13 protein-coding genes are annotated in these 13,793 nt (G+C 63.0%); 8 read left to right on the forward strand and 5 right to left on the reverse strand.

Annotated elements, in window-relative coordinates; translation table 11 throughout:
* Window positions 1–39: 39 nt before the first annotated feature.
* On the reverse strand, window positions 40–726 hold the full coding sequence (locus AC3WQS_RS18995) for an MBL fold metallo-hydrolase (RefSeq protein WP_492713307.1): 687 nt from the start codon (window positions 724–726) through the stop codon (window positions 40–42).
* A 174-nt stretch (window positions 727–900) separates the two neighbouring features.
* Here AC3WQS_RS18995 and uvrA point away from each other — a divergent pair, with 174 nt between their 5' ends.
* Window positions 901–3,861, forward strand: a complete 2,961-nt coding sequence (gene uvrA / locus AC3WQS_RS19000) for an excinuclease ABC subunit UvrA (protein ID WP_492713313.1) — start codon at window positions 901–903, stop codon at window positions 3,859–3,861.
* Between the two features lie 71 nt (window positions 3,862–3,932).
* On the opposite strand, the gene AC3WQS_RS19005 is transcribed toward uvrA, so the two are convergent.
* Complete coding sequence (locus AC3WQS_RS19005; RefSeq protein WP_019748620.1) at window positions 3,933–4,643, reverse strand: alpha/beta fold hydrolase; 711 nt, start codon at window positions 4,641–4,643, stop codon at window positions 3,933–3,935.
* An 80-nt stretch (window positions 4,644–4,723) separates the two neighbouring features.
* On the opposite strand from AC3WQS_RS19005, the gene AC3WQS_RS19010 reads away from it, so the two are divergent.
* Window positions 4,724–5,434, forward strand: coding sequence for a helix-turn-helix transcriptional regulator (locus tag AC3WQS_RS19010; protein ID WP_070387006.1), 711 nt, complete (start codon window positions 4,724–4,726; stop codon window positions 5,432–5,434).
* Between the two features lie 5 nt (window positions 5,435–5,439).
* Here AC3WQS_RS19010 and AC3WQS_RS19015 read toward each other — a convergent pair whose 3' ends face one another.
* Window positions 5,440–5,856 carry a DUF1801 domain-containing protein gene (locus tag AC3WQS_RS19015; protein ID WP_335743297.1) on the reverse strand — a complete coding sequence of 139 codons (417 nt, stop codon included), beginning with the start codon at window positions 5,854–5,856 and terminating at the stop codon, window positions 5,440–5,442.
* Window position 5,857: 1 nt separating this feature from the next.
* The gene (locus AC3WQS_RS19020; RefSeq protein WP_020907885.1) at window positions 5,858–6,226 is read right to left on the reverse strand and encodes a DUF1844 domain-containing protein; all 369 of its coding nucleotides are present in this window, start codon (window positions 6,224–6,226) and stop codon (window positions 5,858–5,860) included.
* A gap of 370 nt (window positions 6,227–6,596) precedes the next feature.
* Between AC3WQS_RS19020 and infC the strand changes: the two genes are divergently transcribed.
* The 6 genes from infC to pheT all read left to right on the forward strand — a co-directional run bounded on the left by infC (window position 6,597) and on the right by pheT (window position 12,622).
* Window positions 6,597–7,289 carry a translation initiation factor IF-3 gene (gene infC, locus AC3WQS_RS19025; RefSeq protein WP_003944008.1) on the forward strand — a complete coding sequence of 231 codons (693 nt, stop codon included), beginning with the start codon at window positions 6,597–6,599 and terminating at the stop codon, window positions 7,287–7,289.
* 43 nt (window positions 7,290–7,332) lie between these two features.
* Window positions 7,333–7,527 carry a 50S ribosomal protein L35 gene (gene rpmI / locus AC3WQS_RS19030; protein WP_003944043.1) on the forward strand — a complete coding sequence of 65 codons (195 nt, stop codon included), beginning with the start codon at window positions 7,333–7,335 and terminating at the stop codon, window positions 7,525–7,527.
* A 63-nt stretch (window positions 7,528–7,590) separates the two neighbouring features.
* Entirely contained in the window at window positions 7,591–7,980 is a 390-nt protein-coding gene (gene rplT, locus AC3WQS_RS19035; protein ID WP_019748616.1) for a 50S ribosomal protein L20, read from the forward strand.
* 23 nt (window positions 7,981–8,003) lie between these two features.
* Window positions 8,004–8,834: a TrmH family RNA methyltransferase gene (locus tag AC3WQS_RS19040; protein WP_141488898.1), complete on the forward strand. Its 831-nt coding sequence runs from the start codon at window positions 8,004–8,006 to the stop codon at window positions 8,832–8,834.
* Window positions 8,835–9,004: 170 nt separating this feature from the next.
* Window positions 9,005–10,075: a phenylalanine--tRNA ligase subunit alpha gene (pheS, locus tag AC3WQS_RS19045; RefSeq protein ID WP_003944109.1), complete on the forward strand. Its 1,071-nt coding sequence runs from the start codon at window positions 9,005–9,007 to the stop codon at window positions 10,073–10,075.
* A gap of 60 nt (window positions 10,076–10,135) precedes the next feature.
* Window positions 10,136–12,622, forward strand: coding sequence for a phenylalanine--tRNA ligase subunit beta (gene pheT, locus AC3WQS_RS19050; protein WP_019748615.1), 2,487 nt, complete (start codon window positions 10,136–10,138; stop codon window positions 12,620–12,622).
* 58 nt (window positions 12,623–12,680) lie between these two features.
* Here pheT and AC3WQS_RS19055 read toward each other — a convergent pair whose 3' ends face one another.
* Window positions 12,681–13,745, reverse strand: coding sequence for an Lrp/AsnC family transcriptional regulator (locus tag AC3WQS_RS19055; protein WP_492713306.1), 1,065 nt, complete (start codon window positions 13,743–13,745; stop codon window positions 12,681–12,683).
* Window positions 13,746–13,793: the final 48 nt, after the last annotated feature.

Consider the following 13,793-nt stretch of genomic DNA (forward strand, 5'->3'; position numbering starts at 1 on the left):
AAGTCGGTTAGCGGGGTCCAGTACGGAACAGGTGAAACGTCACCAACCGCGCTCGCGCCATTCCGCCAGGTGCGGGCGCTCGGTACCCAGCGTCGTGTCCTTGCCGTGCCCGGGGTAGACGACAGTCGCGTCGTCGTACCTTCCGAACAACTTGTTTTCCACGTCGTCGAGCAGGGAAGTGAACTTCTCGGGGTCGGCGGTCTTTCCGACGCCTCCGGGGAAGAGTGAGTCGCCGGTGAAGAGGTGAACCTGCCCATTCGGTTCGGTCAGAGCCAACGCAATGGAACCGGGCGTGTGGCCGGACAGGTGAATGACGTCGAGGCTCAGATTGCCAACTGTCACCTTGTCGCCGTCTTCGAGGAGTACGTCCGGGGTGACGGGAAGGACCTCCGCGTCGAGAGGATGAGCCGCGGTCGGCACCTTGGTGGCAGCGTGGACGTCCTGCAGAGCCAACCAGTGATCACCGTGTTGGTGGGTGGTGACGATGGAATCGAAAACAGGTGCTTCCTGTTCGATGAGCGCAATGATCTTCTCGGCCTCGTTGGCCGCATCGATCAGGAGAGATTTCCCGGTCGCGGAACAGACAACGAGGTAAGTGTTGTTGTCCATGGGGCCGACCGACATCTTCGTGATGACGGCACGGTCGACTGTGCGCCGCTGAGGGGCAGAATCGGGGGAGACCTGACCGGTGTAGGAGTCGTCGATCACGATGGGCTGATTCGTCATGAAACGCAGGCTACCTTCGAATAGGGGCAGGTAGAGCGATGGGCTCGCCTGGTGAGAAAAACGTGTCGGTGGCTCGGCCTACGATGACGATCGCTCGAGGACTCGCGTTTGCGAGGCCACTCGAGACTTCTCCGGGGGGACGGCCCCGGACGATTGACAATGAAGGGAATTGGTGTGGCGGATCGCCTGATCGTGCGGGGTGCGCGTGAGCACAATCTGCGAGGAGTCGATCTCGACCTCCCGCGAGACAGCCTGATCGTCTTCACCGGGTTGTCCGGCTCCGGCAAGTCCAGCCTCGCGTTCGACACGATCTTTGCCGAAGGTCAGCGCCGCTACGTCGAGTCACTCTCGGCATACGCGCGTCAGTTCCTCGGTCAGATGGACAAGCCCGATGTCGATTTCATCGAGGGATTGTCGCCGGCGGTGTCCATCGACCAGAAGTCGACCAACCGCAACCCCCGTTCGACGGTGGGCACGATCACCGAGGTCTACGACTACCTCCGGCTCCTTTATGCCCGCGCAGGTTCGGCGCACTGCCCGGTCTGTGGTGAGAAGATCGCACGTCAGACCCCGCAGCAGATCGTCGACCAGGTGCTCGAGATGGAGGAGGGCATCAAGTTCCAGGTCCTCGCACCAGTGGTCCGTACTCGTAAGGGCGAGTTCGTCGATCTCTTCGATCAGCTCAACACCCAGGGCTACTCGCGTGTGCGCGTCGACGGAGTCGTCCATTCGCTGGCCGATCCGCCGAAGCTCAAGAAGCAGGAAAAGCACGACATCGAAGTAGTGGTCGACCGATTGCAGGTCAAGGCGAGCTCGAAGCAGCGCCTGACCGACTCGGTCGAGACCGCACTTCGATTGGCCGAAGGCATCGTGGTCCTCGACTTCGTCGACCGTGAAGAAAATGCACCTGATCGTGAGCGTCGTTTCTCAGAGAAGCTGGCCTGCCCGAATGGCCACGCACTCGCGATCGACGATCTCGAACCGCGCTCGTTCTCCTTCAACTCGCCCTACGGCGCCTGCCCGGAATGCACCGGCCTCGGTATCCGCAAGGAGGTCGACCCGGATCTGGTGGTTCCGGACCCTGATCTGAGCCTCGAAGACGGAGCTATCGCACCGTGGTCGATGGGCCAGAGTTCCGAGTACTTCGGACGCCTGCTGTCCGGCCTCGGCGACATCCTCGGTTTCGACATGAAGACGCCGTGGAACAAGTTGCCGGCGAAGGCCCGCAAAGCCATCCTCGAAGGCAGTGAGGAGCAGGTGCACGTCCGGTACAAGAATCGGTACGGCCGTACCCGTTCTTACTACGCGGAGTTCGAAGGTGTGATGCCCTTCCTGCATCGCCGCCTCGAGCAGACCGAATCCGATCAGATGAAGGAACGCTACGACGGGTACATGCGCGACACCCCGTGCCCGGCGTGTGGTGGTGCTCGCCTGCGCCCCGAAATCCTGTCGGTAACTATCGCGGCGGGAGACTTCGGCAGTAAGTCCATCGCCGAGGTCTGTGAACTGTCGATCTCCGATTGCGCGGATTTCCTGAACAGCCTCACTCTCGGCTCGCGTGAAGAGGCAATCGCGGGTCAGGTCCTCAAGGAAGTTCAGGCGCGCCTCGGCTTCCTGCTCGACGTCGGCCTGGAATACCTTTCCCTCTCGCGAGCCGCGGGCACGTTGTCCGGTGGCGAAGCCCAGCGAATTCGCTTGGCAACACAGATCGGATCCGGACTGGTCGGCGTGCTTTACGTACTCGACGAGCCGTCCATCGGCCTGCACCAGCGTGACAACCGGCGACTGATCGAAACCCTGACGCGCCTGCGCGACCTCGGCAACACGCTGATCGTCGTCGAACACGACGAAGACACGATCCGTACATCCGACTGGGTGGTCGACATCGGACCGTACGCCGGCGAGCACGGCGGCAACGTCGTCCACAGCGGCCCGTACGAAGAACTGCTGACGTGTGAAGAGTCTTTGACCGGGGCCTACCTGTCGGGTCGCAGCTTCATCGAGGTTCCGGCCATTCGTCGGCCGGTGGATCGCAAACGCCAGGTCACGGTCGTCGGAGCTCGCGAGCACAATCTCGACGGCATCGACGTAAGTTTCCCGCTGGGTGTTCTCACCGCTGTCACCGGTGTCTCCGGTTCGGGCAAGTCGACGTTGGTCAACGACATTCTCGCGACCGTCATGGCGAACAAGCTCAACGGTGCACGCCAGGTGCCTGGCCGTCACACACGAATCAACGGTCTCGATCAGCTGGACAAGCTCGTGCAGGTCGATCAGTCTCCGATCGGCCGGACTCCGCGATCGAATGCGGCCACGTACACCGGTGTGTTCGACAAGATTCGAACCCTGTTCGCGGCCACCACGGAAGCGAAAGTCCGCGGTTATCAGCCCGGCCGATTCTCGTTCAATGTCAAGGGCGGACGCTGCGAGGCGTGCTCCGGCGACGGAACCTTGAAGATCGAGATGAACTTCCTGCCGGACGTGTACGTGCCCTGCGAGGTATGCCACGGCGCTCGGTACAACCGCGAAACGCTCGAGGTCCACTACAAGGGCAAGTCGATCGCCGAGGTACTCGACATGCCCATCGAGGAAGCAGCCGAGTTCTTCCAGCCGGTGACCTCTATTCACCGGTACCTCAAGACGCTGGTCGACGTCGGACTGGGCTATGTCCGACTGGGTCAGCCGGCTCCGACCCTGTCCGGTGGTGAGGCGCAGCGCGTCAAGCTGGCCGCCGAGTTGCAGAAGCGGTCCACCGGTCGCACGGTTTACATCCTCGACGAGCCCACCACGGGTCTGCATTTCGAGGACATCCGCAAGCTCCTGATCGTGATCAACGGTCTGGTCGACAAGGGCAACAGCGTGATCGTGATCGAGCACAACCTCGACGTGATCAAGACGTCGGACTGGGTCGTCGACATGGGGCCCGAAGGTGGATCCGGCGGCGGAACCGTTGTGGCGCAAGGTACCCCGGAGGACGTTGCCGCGGTCCCCGAGAGCTACACGGGCAAGTTCCTCAGTGAGGTTCTCACCGCACAGCACGCGCCCGTCAAGGCCAAGCCGATCACCAAGAAGCGTGCAACGAAGGCAGTTGCCGCTAAGAAGGCGGCGCCACGGAAGAAAGCTGCTTCCGTGAGCTAGTAGAAGGTGAGCAAGTAGAAGTCGGTCAGTGATGCCGGTCGGAATCCGATCCGGCATCACTGCTTTGTCGATCAGGAAGCGGCGGCCTCGAGGATCACCTGGGCGACGTCTTCGGGGCGCGACCACATCGGCCAATGTCCGGTCGGGAGGTCGACGTACGTCACGGGGAGTTTCGCCAGTTCGGCGGCCATCGGATGACCTCCGTCGGCCATCTGGGCAATCACCGCGGACGGGAACGTGCTGCAAACGACGGTTGACGGCACCTGGTAGCGCTTTTCGTTCGTCAGGACAATCGGCTCACGCGCCGGCCCGGCCGGTTCGGGGACGGCGTTGGCGCGAAACGCCTCGAGAGCCTTCTCGTCGAGTCCTTCGAGGCTGCTGCCGTCTGCTTCAAGTTCTGCCCACGTCGGCAGCGGTATCTCGACGACGTCAGCGGCCAGATCCGGTCGCAGCGCCGCGCCGTCGGGCATGGGACCTGAATCGACGTAGACGATCCGCGCGACTCGATCCGGGATGCGATCGGTTACCGCGTATCCCACCGGGCCGGCGCCGCTGTGTACGACCAGGACCGTACGTTCGTCTGAATCCGATACAGCGTCGATGACTGCGCGGACGTGGGCGTCGAAGGTGACCGCTGATCGATCTGCATCGACGGCGTCGAGTCCGGGCAGCGTCAGGCTGGTCACGCGGGTGGTGTCGGAGCGCTCGAGGTGGGGGAGGACTGCGTCCCAAGCCCATGAGCCGAGCCAGAATCCGGGAACAAGAACGATGTGAGTTTTCATGGACTCACTGTGCAATCAGGTTGGTGACAACAGAGTGTCACCAATTATGTCACTGTTTGGTATCGAAATCTGCGACACTGGTGAACGTGAATCGAGCTGCGAGATTGCACGCTCTCGTCGAAGAGCTTCGGCGACAGGGCGATCGAGGGGCTACGTGTTCCCGATTGTCCGAGGAATTCGGTGTCACCACCCGGACGATCAAGCGGGATATCGAGACTCTGATGATGTCGGGCGCGGCGATCGAGGCGCGCTCGGGCCCCGGGGGTGGATACCGACTCGTAGGTCGCGCCACGCTACCGCCGGTCAATTTCACTGTTCCGCAAGCAGTTTCAATCGCATTGGCCTTGACGGCGGCCGGTGACGCCCCGTTTGCGCCGGACGGACGAGCAGCTCTGGCGAAACTGCTCGACGTGATGGACGAGGAGAGTCGTCATAAGGTCGCCGAACTCGGTGGCCGTGTGTGGATTCGCGGCGACGGCGGGGTAGTAGCGGATTCGCGCACGAACCGGCGGGCCGTCGAGCAGGGGCTCGAACAGAGTCGCGTCGTGTCGTTGCACTACGTGGATGGGGACGGTGCGGAGACGGTGCGGGCAGTTGAGCCGCACATTCTGGCGCAGGACCGTGGGCAGTGGTTTCTCATCGGCTGGTGTCGCCAGCGCGACGCGGTGCGGTGGTTTCGACTCGATCGAATGCGTCGGGCCACGCTCACGAACGATCACTTCACACCACGGGATTCGACCCTGTTCGGCCAACCGCCCGAAGACGCTCGGCCTGTAGCCCCACGAAGGTGACCTGTTCAGTCGATCATGTTGCGGGCTGCGGCAACGGAATCCGCGATCAGTTCGGTCAGGACTGCCATGTCGACGTCGCTCAGCCGTTTGACGTACAGGCAGCCCTTGCCGATCTTGTGCTTGCCGAGGCGCGCCAGTGTGTCGGTGTAGTCGTCGAAGTTCAGCGACAAATACAACGTGAGCGCGGTGGCTCTGGGGGAGAACCCGATCAGTGGGGTGTCACCTTCGTGGCCACTCGCATACCGGTAGTGCCGTGCCCCGAAACCGATGATGCTCGAGCCCCACATGACGGCAGGCTCGCCGGTCGCGGCCGACAGCAAGGAGATCAGCTCCACGCTGTCGGCACGCTTGTGGTCGTCGACGCGTGAAATGAATGCGTCGACGTCCTCGGGCGTCGGTTGAGTCTTGTTGGCGGTTGCCAACTCAGTAGACCGGACCGGTGAACTTCTCGCCCGGTCCCTTTCCTGGCTCGTCCGGGTGCGAGGAGGCCTCACGGAATGCGCGCTGCAGGGCTTGAAGGCCTTCACGGATGGGTCCGGCGTGGGGGCCGAGGTATTCGACCGACGCAGTCACCAGTCCGGCAAGCGCCGTGATGACTCGACGAGCTTCGTCGAGGTCCAGATAGGGACTGGAAGACGGATCGGCGTCGGAGAGGCCGAGTTTTTCGGCAGCCGAACTCATCAGCATCACTGCGGCGCGGCTGATGACCTCGACCGCGGGAACTTCGGAGAGTTCGCGGACGTCGGGGTTCGCGCCGTCGGTGTTCTGATCTGCCTCGAAGTTCTCACTCATGGTTGTAAGGATTCCATCAGGCCGTGGTGGTGTTGAATCGGGCCTCTCCCGGCAGCACTGGGAGCGGCACCGATTTCTTTCATCTGTGGCGACCTGTTACTCTTGTTGCAACGACCGCCTCCGACTTGTTCGGGGGCAGCAAGTGGAGTCCGACTCCCACCTCTGCACGGCAGGTGAAACTGCAGTTCAGTGGTTCCGGTCACCTGTTATCGGAGATCAATTCTTCGTCAGGTTCCTCGCTCAGTCGAGGAGATAGGTTTCGGCGTGAGCTGGATCTTATGTGATCGGTCGACATCGGGCCCCGCGGATGAGCAATCATCACAGCGGGGCTTTTTTGTTGGGGTGCGGGCGGTACGGGCTGCGTGCGGTCATGAAGACCGCACCGTTCAACCTAGGAGGCCCCATCAGCACTGAGACCCGCATCAACGATCGTATCCGCGTTCCCGAGGTTCGTTTGGTCGGACCTGGCGGGGAACAGGTAGGCATCGTGCGTGTTGAAGATGCACTCCGCTTGGCCCTTGAGGCCGACCTCGACCTGGTCGAGGTAGCTCCTGATGCCCGTCCACCGGTCTGCAAGATCATGGACTACGGCAAGTTCAAGTACGAGGCTGCACAGAAGGCACGTGAGTCACGTAAGAACCAGCAGCTGACGGTCATCAAGGAGCAGAAGCTCCGACCCAAGATCGACGACCACGACTACGAGACCAAGAAGCGCAACGTCGTTCGCTTCCTCGAGGCCGGTTCTAAGGTCAAGGTCACGATCATGTTCCGCGGACGTGAGCAGTCACGCCCCGAACTCGGCTACCGCCTTCTGCAGCGTCTGGGAGCAGACGTCGCAGATCTCGGATTCGTCGAAACCTCGGCAAAGCAGGACGGCCGAAACATGACGATGGTCCTGGCACCGCACAAGGGCGCCAAGACTCGCGTCAAGGCGCAGGAGAGCGCTCAGGCGCCAGTGGCTCAGGCTGCTCCGCGTCCGGCTCCGGCCGCACCGGCTTCCAGTGAAGCAGCTCCGGAAGCACCGGCGACCGGCGATGCCGCTCCCGAGGCTCCGGCCAGCTAGTCGATTTCCCAAGATCCACCACGTAACAAGAACTGAGGACTCCATGCCCAAGATGAAGAGCCACAGCGGCGCCTCGAAGCGATTCAAGGTGTCCGGCAGCGGAAAGCTCATGCGCCAGAAGGCCGGCCGTCGCCACCTTCTCGAGCACAAGTCCAGCAGGGTTACCCGTCGTCTCGACGGTGTCGCTGTTGTCAGCCCTGACGACGCTCCGCGCATCAAGCGCATGCTCGGCATCTGAGTCGCCCCCTTACTGACCACCCGGGGCCGTACTTTCAGCCCCTAGATTGACAGGATTTTTCAAGTGGCACGCGTAAAGAGGGCGGTCAACGCCCAGAAGAAGCGTCGTTCAATTCTTGCTGCATCCAGCGGCTACCGTGGACAGCGTTCGCGTCTGTACACCAAGGCCAAGGAGCAGCAGCTCCACTCGCTCACCTACGCGTACCGCGACCGTCGTGCGCGCAAGGGCGAGTTCCGCAAGCTGTGGATCACGCGTATCAACGCTGCAGCTCGCGCAAACGACATCACGTACAACCGCCTCATCCAGGGCCTGCGTCTGGCAGAGGTCGAGGTCGACCGCAAGATCCTGGCCGAGCTCGCTGTCTCCGATGCCGAGGCCTTTGCCGGCCTGGTCGCACTCGCGAAGGCCGCTCTGCCGGCTGACGTGAACGCTCCTGCCGGAGAAGCAGCCTGATTCACGCATCACAGCAACGGCCCGTGGACCCGCTCACCGAGCGGACTCCGCGGGTCGTTTCTGCTGTCAAGCTCCTGCGCACAGCAGAACGACGCAAAGCAGGACGTTTCCTCGTAGAGGGCGAGAACTCGGTCACCGAACTGTTGAACGGTGCACTCTCGCACGGCGAGGCCCGCCCGGTACACGACCTCTTCTACACCGAGGACGCAGCCGAGCGCTATCAGCACGTCATCGATCGGGCGCTGACCGCTGGAGTTCGTGTTGCTCTTGTGACCGATCGAGCAATCAAAGCTCTGAGCGATACCGTCACGCCGCCCGGTCTCGTTGCCGTCAGCGATCTACTGGATGTACCGCTGAGCGCAGCCGTCCATCAGGAGACCCGACTGCTCGCAGTGCCGGTCGAGGTCAACGAACCAGGTAACGCGGGCACCGTCATTCGCATCGCCGACGCAGTGGGTGCCGATGCGGCAATCCTCGCCGGTGACAGCGTCGATCCGCACAACGGCAAGGTCGTTCGTTCGTCGGCGGGCAGCCTCTTTCACCTGCCAGTCGTCCGCGATCGAGACACGGTGTCGGTGATCGAGCAGATTCGCGCAGCCGGCATTCAGATTCTCGCGACTGCAGCTGACGGCGAGGTCGATCTCGACGAGGCCGACGAGTTGCTGAGCAAGCCGACGGCCTGGCTGTTCGGTAACGAAGCTCACGGTCTCGATCCGGCGATCGCCGCGCAGGCTGATCATCGGGTCAGGATTCCGATCCATGGCCGCGCCGAAAGCTTGAACCTCGCGACAGCGGCGGCAATTTGCCTGTACGCAAGCGCGCGGGTGCAAAATCGCGCCACCGATCACGGCTGAAAACGCACGCGAAGACCTCACGGAATCCCATTTGCGGAAGCCTGAGACAATACAAGAGCAGAGACAATGCTCGAGCGAGTTCGAATGCTCGCTCGCAGTACAAGAAGTAAGCAGTACAAGAAGCACGCAGTACGAGAAGTAAACCGAGAAGCGACAGGAGCGTCACAGCCGTGGCCAAAAATGAGGGCGCGACACCGCCGGAGGTCGACGCGAGTGTACTCACGGAAGAGGCGTTGACCGCTGCGGCTGAGAACGCCGAGAAGGCGCTGGCGGACGCCGCTGACCTGGACGCGCTGGCGCACGTCAAGGTGGAGCACCTGGGGGACAAGTCCCCGATCGCCCTCGCGCGCCGGGGACTCGGCAGCCTTCCGGGCAAGGAAAAGGCAGACGCCGGCAAGCGCGTCAACATCTTCCGCACTCGGATCAACAACGCGTACGACGCTCGTCGTGAGGTTCTCCTCGCCGAGCGTGACGCCGCGGTGTTGGTTGCCGAGGCAATCGACGTCACTCTGCCTTCCGATCGCCACCCCGTCGGGGCTCGTCACCCGATCAGCCTGATTTCCGAGCAGGTCGCCGACGTATTCGTCGCGATGGGTTGGGAAGTTGCCGAGGGTCCGGAGGTGGAGACCGAGCACTTCAACTTCGACGCACTCAACTTCTTGCCGGATCACCCTGCGCGCACGATGCAGGACACCTTCCACCTGGCACCCGAGAACTCGCGCCAGGTGCTGCGTACCCACACCTCGCCGGTGCAGGTCCGCACCATGCTCTCGCGTGAGGTGCCGATCTACGTGGTGTGCCCGGGCCGCACGTTCCGCACCGATGAACTCGATGCGACCCACACGCCTGTCTTCTCGCAGGTCGAAGGCCTGGCCGTCGACAAGGGCCTGACCATGGCCAACCTGCGCGGGACTCTCGACGCGTTCGCTCGTGCCCTTTTCGGCCCCGAGACGCGTACCCGTATGCGCCCCAACTACTTCCCGTTCACGGAACCGTCGGCCGAGGTCGACGTCTGGTTCGCGAACAAGAAGGGCGGCGCAGGCTGGGTCGAGTGGGGCGGCTGCGGCATGGTCAACCCGAACGTTCTGCGCGCCAGCGGTATCGATCCCGACGAGTACTCGGGTTTCGCATTCGGCATGGGCCTCGAGCGGACCCTGCAGTTCCGCAACGGTATCCCGGACATGCGCGACATCGTCGAAGGTGACGTGCGTTTCACGCTGCCCTTCGGTGTCGCAGGCTGACCGATCCGGTCCGCGGAACCTTCACAAAGACTTATCGACAAACGAGAGAGCTGAGCAGACGTGCGAGTAGCGCAATCCTGGCTGACCGAGATCCTGCAGCGGGCAACTCCGGACTGGGAGGTGACCCCGGAAGAGCTGGACGCCGGGTTCGTCCGGGTGGGACTCGAAGTCGAGGAACTCGACACACTCGAGGCGATCGACGGCCCGTTGGTCGTCGGCAAGGTCGTCTCCATCACCGAACTGACCGAGTTCAAGAAGCCGATCCGCTTCTGCCAGGTCGAGGTCGGCGAACCCGAGCCTCGCGGCATCGTCTGTGGCGCACGCAATTTCAACGAGGGTGACCTCGTCGTCGTTGCGCTGCCCGGCGCGGTGCTGCCCGGCGGATTCGAAATCGCCACTCGCAAGACGTACGGCCAGGTGTCCGACGGCATGATCTGCTCCGTCTCGGAACTCGGTATCGGCAAAGACCATTCGGGCATCTTGGTGCTCGAGCCTGGTACCGCCGAACCCGGCGCCGACGGCAACGAGTTGCTCGGTCTCGGTGACACGATCATCGAACTGAACATCACCCCGGACCGTGGCTACTGCTTCTCGGTCCGTGGTCTTACGCGAGAGCTCGCGTGCGGCTTCGATCTCGAATATGCCGATCCCGCTTCGGTTCCCGCGCACCCGGCTGAGGGTGAAGCCTGGCCGGTGCGCCTCGAACCGGAGTCCAAGGCTTCGCGTTTCGTGATGCGGAAGATCACGGGTATTGATCCGCAGGCAGTGAGCCCGTGGTGGCTGCAGCGTCGACTTCTGCTCTCGGGTGTTCGCCCGATCTCGCCGGCCGTCGACGTCACCAACTACGTGATGCTCGAACTCGGCCAACCTCTGCACGCGTTCGATGCGACCTCGGTGCAGGGCGACCTGGTGGTCCGTCGCGCCAAGGCGGGGGAGAAGCTGACGACGCTCGACGACGTCGAACGCACGCTCGATCCCGAAGACGTTGTCATCGCCGACGATTCCGGAGTCATCTCGCTGGCTGCCGTCATGGGCGGCGCAACCACCGAGGTGGGAACGGCAACGACGGACATCCTCCTCGAAGGAGCTACTTGGGATCCGCTCGCAGTCTTCAAGACGGCGCGCCGGCACAAGCTGCCGAGTGAGGCGAGCAAGCGTTTCGAGCGCGTCGTCGATCCGGCGATTCCGCTCGCGGCCGTCGACCGCGCAGCCGCTCTGCTGGTCGAGATTGCCGGCGGACGGATCGAGCCGGTCCTGACCGACGTGGGCGATGTTGCCCCTCGCGCTGCCATTCGCATGGATATCGACCTGCCCGATCGTGTCGCCGGAGTCACGTACCCCAACGGCACCGCAGCTCGCCGCCTCACCCAGGTTGGCTGCAACGTCGAGGTCGGCGTCAGCGAAGAGGGACACGGCCAGTTGGTCGCGACGCCGCCGTCGTGGCGTCCGGACCTGGTGCAGCCTGCGGACCTCGTCGAGGAAGTTCTTCGCCTCGAAGGTCTCGAGCAGATCCCGTCGGTGCTTCCCGCCGCTCCGGCCGGACGCGGATTGACTCCGTCGCAGCGGCGTAAGCGCACGGTGTCGAAGGCCGTGGCTCACGCCGGTTACGTCGAGGTACTTCCTCCGGTCTTCCTGCCCACCAACGTCTTCGACGTCTGGGGCCTCGACGCGGATGATCCGCGCCGCAACACCAGCAAGGTCCTCAACCCGCTCGAAGCCGATCGTCCGGAGTTGGCGACCACGCTGCTCCCGGGTCTGCTGGAGATCCTGGCTCGCAACGCTTCTCGCGGTCAGCGGGATCTTTCGCTGTACGGCATCGCGCAGGTTGTCCTGCCGGGTCCCGATACCAAGCCGGTCGATGCATTGCCGGTGGATCGTCGCCCGACGGACGAGCAGATCGCGAACCTGATCGCGTCGTTGCCGGCTCAGCCCGTGCACATCGCTGCAGTGTTGAGTGGTTTGCGTGAGCCGAGCGGCCCCTGGGGTCCTGGCCGTCAGGCCGAGGCTTCGGACACTTTTGCAGCAGTGCGGGTCATTGCAGCTGCAGCAGGCGTCGAGGTGGAACTGCGTGCGGCGCAGTACCTGCCGTGGCATCCCGGCCGTTGCGCCGAGGTTGTCGTTGACGGCAACGTAGTCGGTCATGCGGGCGAACTGCATCCGGCTGTTCTCGAGCGTGCGGGATTGCCTGCGCGCACTTGTGCACTGGAGATCGACCTCGACGCTTTGCCGTTGGTCGAGAACCTGCCGGCGCCGCGCATTTCGCCCTTCCCCGCAGTGCTCCAGGACGTGGCGGTTGTTGTCGATCGCGATATTCCTGCGGCGAAGGTCCAGGAAGCTCTGCGTTCCGGCGGCGGCGAACTTCTCGAAGACATTCGCCTCTTCGACGTCTTCGAGGGCGAGCAGGTCGGTGAAGGCCGCAAGTCGCTCGCGTTCGCGTTGCGATTCCGTGGTGTCGACCGGACACTGACCGAGGACGAGGCAAGCGCGGCTCGCGATGCAGCGGTCGAGGCTGCCTCCAAGGCCGTCGGTGCGCAGATGCGCGGCTGATTTACTCAACTGATCACAGAGCCCACGTCCACTCCCAGTGGTCGTGGGCTCTGTCGTGTTATCGGTTTTCCGGTGAATCGGTGCGGCTCGGCAACCACACATCCGGGGCGATCGTCGAGGTTCTGCGCCCGTCCTGATCGAGTACGTGACCGAGCAGTTTGCGCAGGTGCAGCACGATGGATCGTTCGGTGACGTAAAGCCCCGAAATCTCCTTGCGCAGACGAATTTCGAATGCATCGAGTTCTGCAGGAGAATGCAGCCACAACTGAACCACCAGGTTGTCGGCGCCCACCACCGCGAAACAGTTTCGGACTTCCGGCGCTCGGCTCAGTAATCGGCCCGCAGTATCGAGAAGTTCGGGTTCGACGCGGCACCATAGTGTGGCGAGCACGGGAAGCCCGGCCAGCGGCCGGGCAAATTCACACCGCAGCGCCACCAACCCCGAAGACGTGAGCCGGTCGATCTGGCGTTTGCACGCAGCCGGACTGACACCGATCGCGTCGGCCAACTCCTTCATGGGAGTGCGCCCGTCGTAGGCGAGGATCGTGAGAACCTTGCGATCCTGTTCGGAAATGCCGGTCGACCGAGCGCGCACGGCAGTACGGTTTTCGCTGGTGGTCAGCACACCCTTCTCGGACGGTGCCAGCGCATTGAGTCTCCATCGCCCACCTTCGGTGAACCAGCGTGTGATGATCGAGGTTCGTGTCGCGAGTACGCCGTCGATGGTTGCGATCTCTTCCGAGATGAAGCGCGACATCGACGCCAAGTCCGCAGTAGCGGCTGTGACGAGCAGATCGGCTCTACCTGTTGATACTTCGATGGTCACGGCGTGGGCCAAGACGGTGAGACGTGCCGCGACGGTGTCGAGAAGTTCTGGTGAGCAATCGATTTCGATGATCGCTGTGACGATGGTGCCCAGCACCTGTGGCCCCGGAGTAACCGTGACCCAGGCCAACGACGATTCGGACAGTCGATTCCAACGCCGGGCGAGAGTCGCGGCGTCGAGTTCGAGTGGGCCGGCCAACGAAAGCCACTTCGATCGCGGTGCGAGCTGCAGCGCATTGATTATCCTCAGATCGATTTCATCTATCCCGCGATCGTTGTCGGCATCGAGTGCGCTCATAACGTCATTATCCTGCACATTGCCGCAAGATTCGAACTATCTGCGACG

The organism is Rhodococcus sp. FW305-130, assembly GCF_058788335.1.

What these genes read in the sequence shown, in the direction of transcription:
- AC3WQS_RS18995 (WP_492713307.1), bottom strand. Translation starts at nt 726, where the DNA reads ATGACGAATCAGCCCATCGTGATCGACGACTCCTACACCGGTCAGGTC.
- AC3WQS_RS19005 (WP_019748620.1), bottom strand. Translation starts at nt 4,643, where the DNA reads ATGAAAACTCACATCGTTCTTGTTCCCGGATTCTGGCTCGGCTCATGG.
- AC3WQS_RS19020 (WP_020907885.1), bottom strand. Translation starts at nt 6,226, where the DNA reads ATGAGTGAGAACTTCGAGGCAGATCAGAACACCGACGGCGCGAACCCC.
- infC (WP_003944008.1), top strand. Translation starts at nt 6,597, where the DNA reads ATGAAGACCGCACCGTTCAACCTAGGAGGCCCCATCAGCACTGAGACC.
- rpmI (WP_003944043.1), top strand. Translation starts at nt 7,333, where the DNA reads ATGCCCAAGATGAAGAGCCACAGCGGCGCCTCGAAGCGATTCAAGGTG.
- AC3WQS_RS19055 (WP_492713306.1), bottom strand. Translation starts at nt 13,745, where the DNA reads ATGAGCGCACTCGATGCCGACAACGATCGCGGGATAGATGAAATCGAT.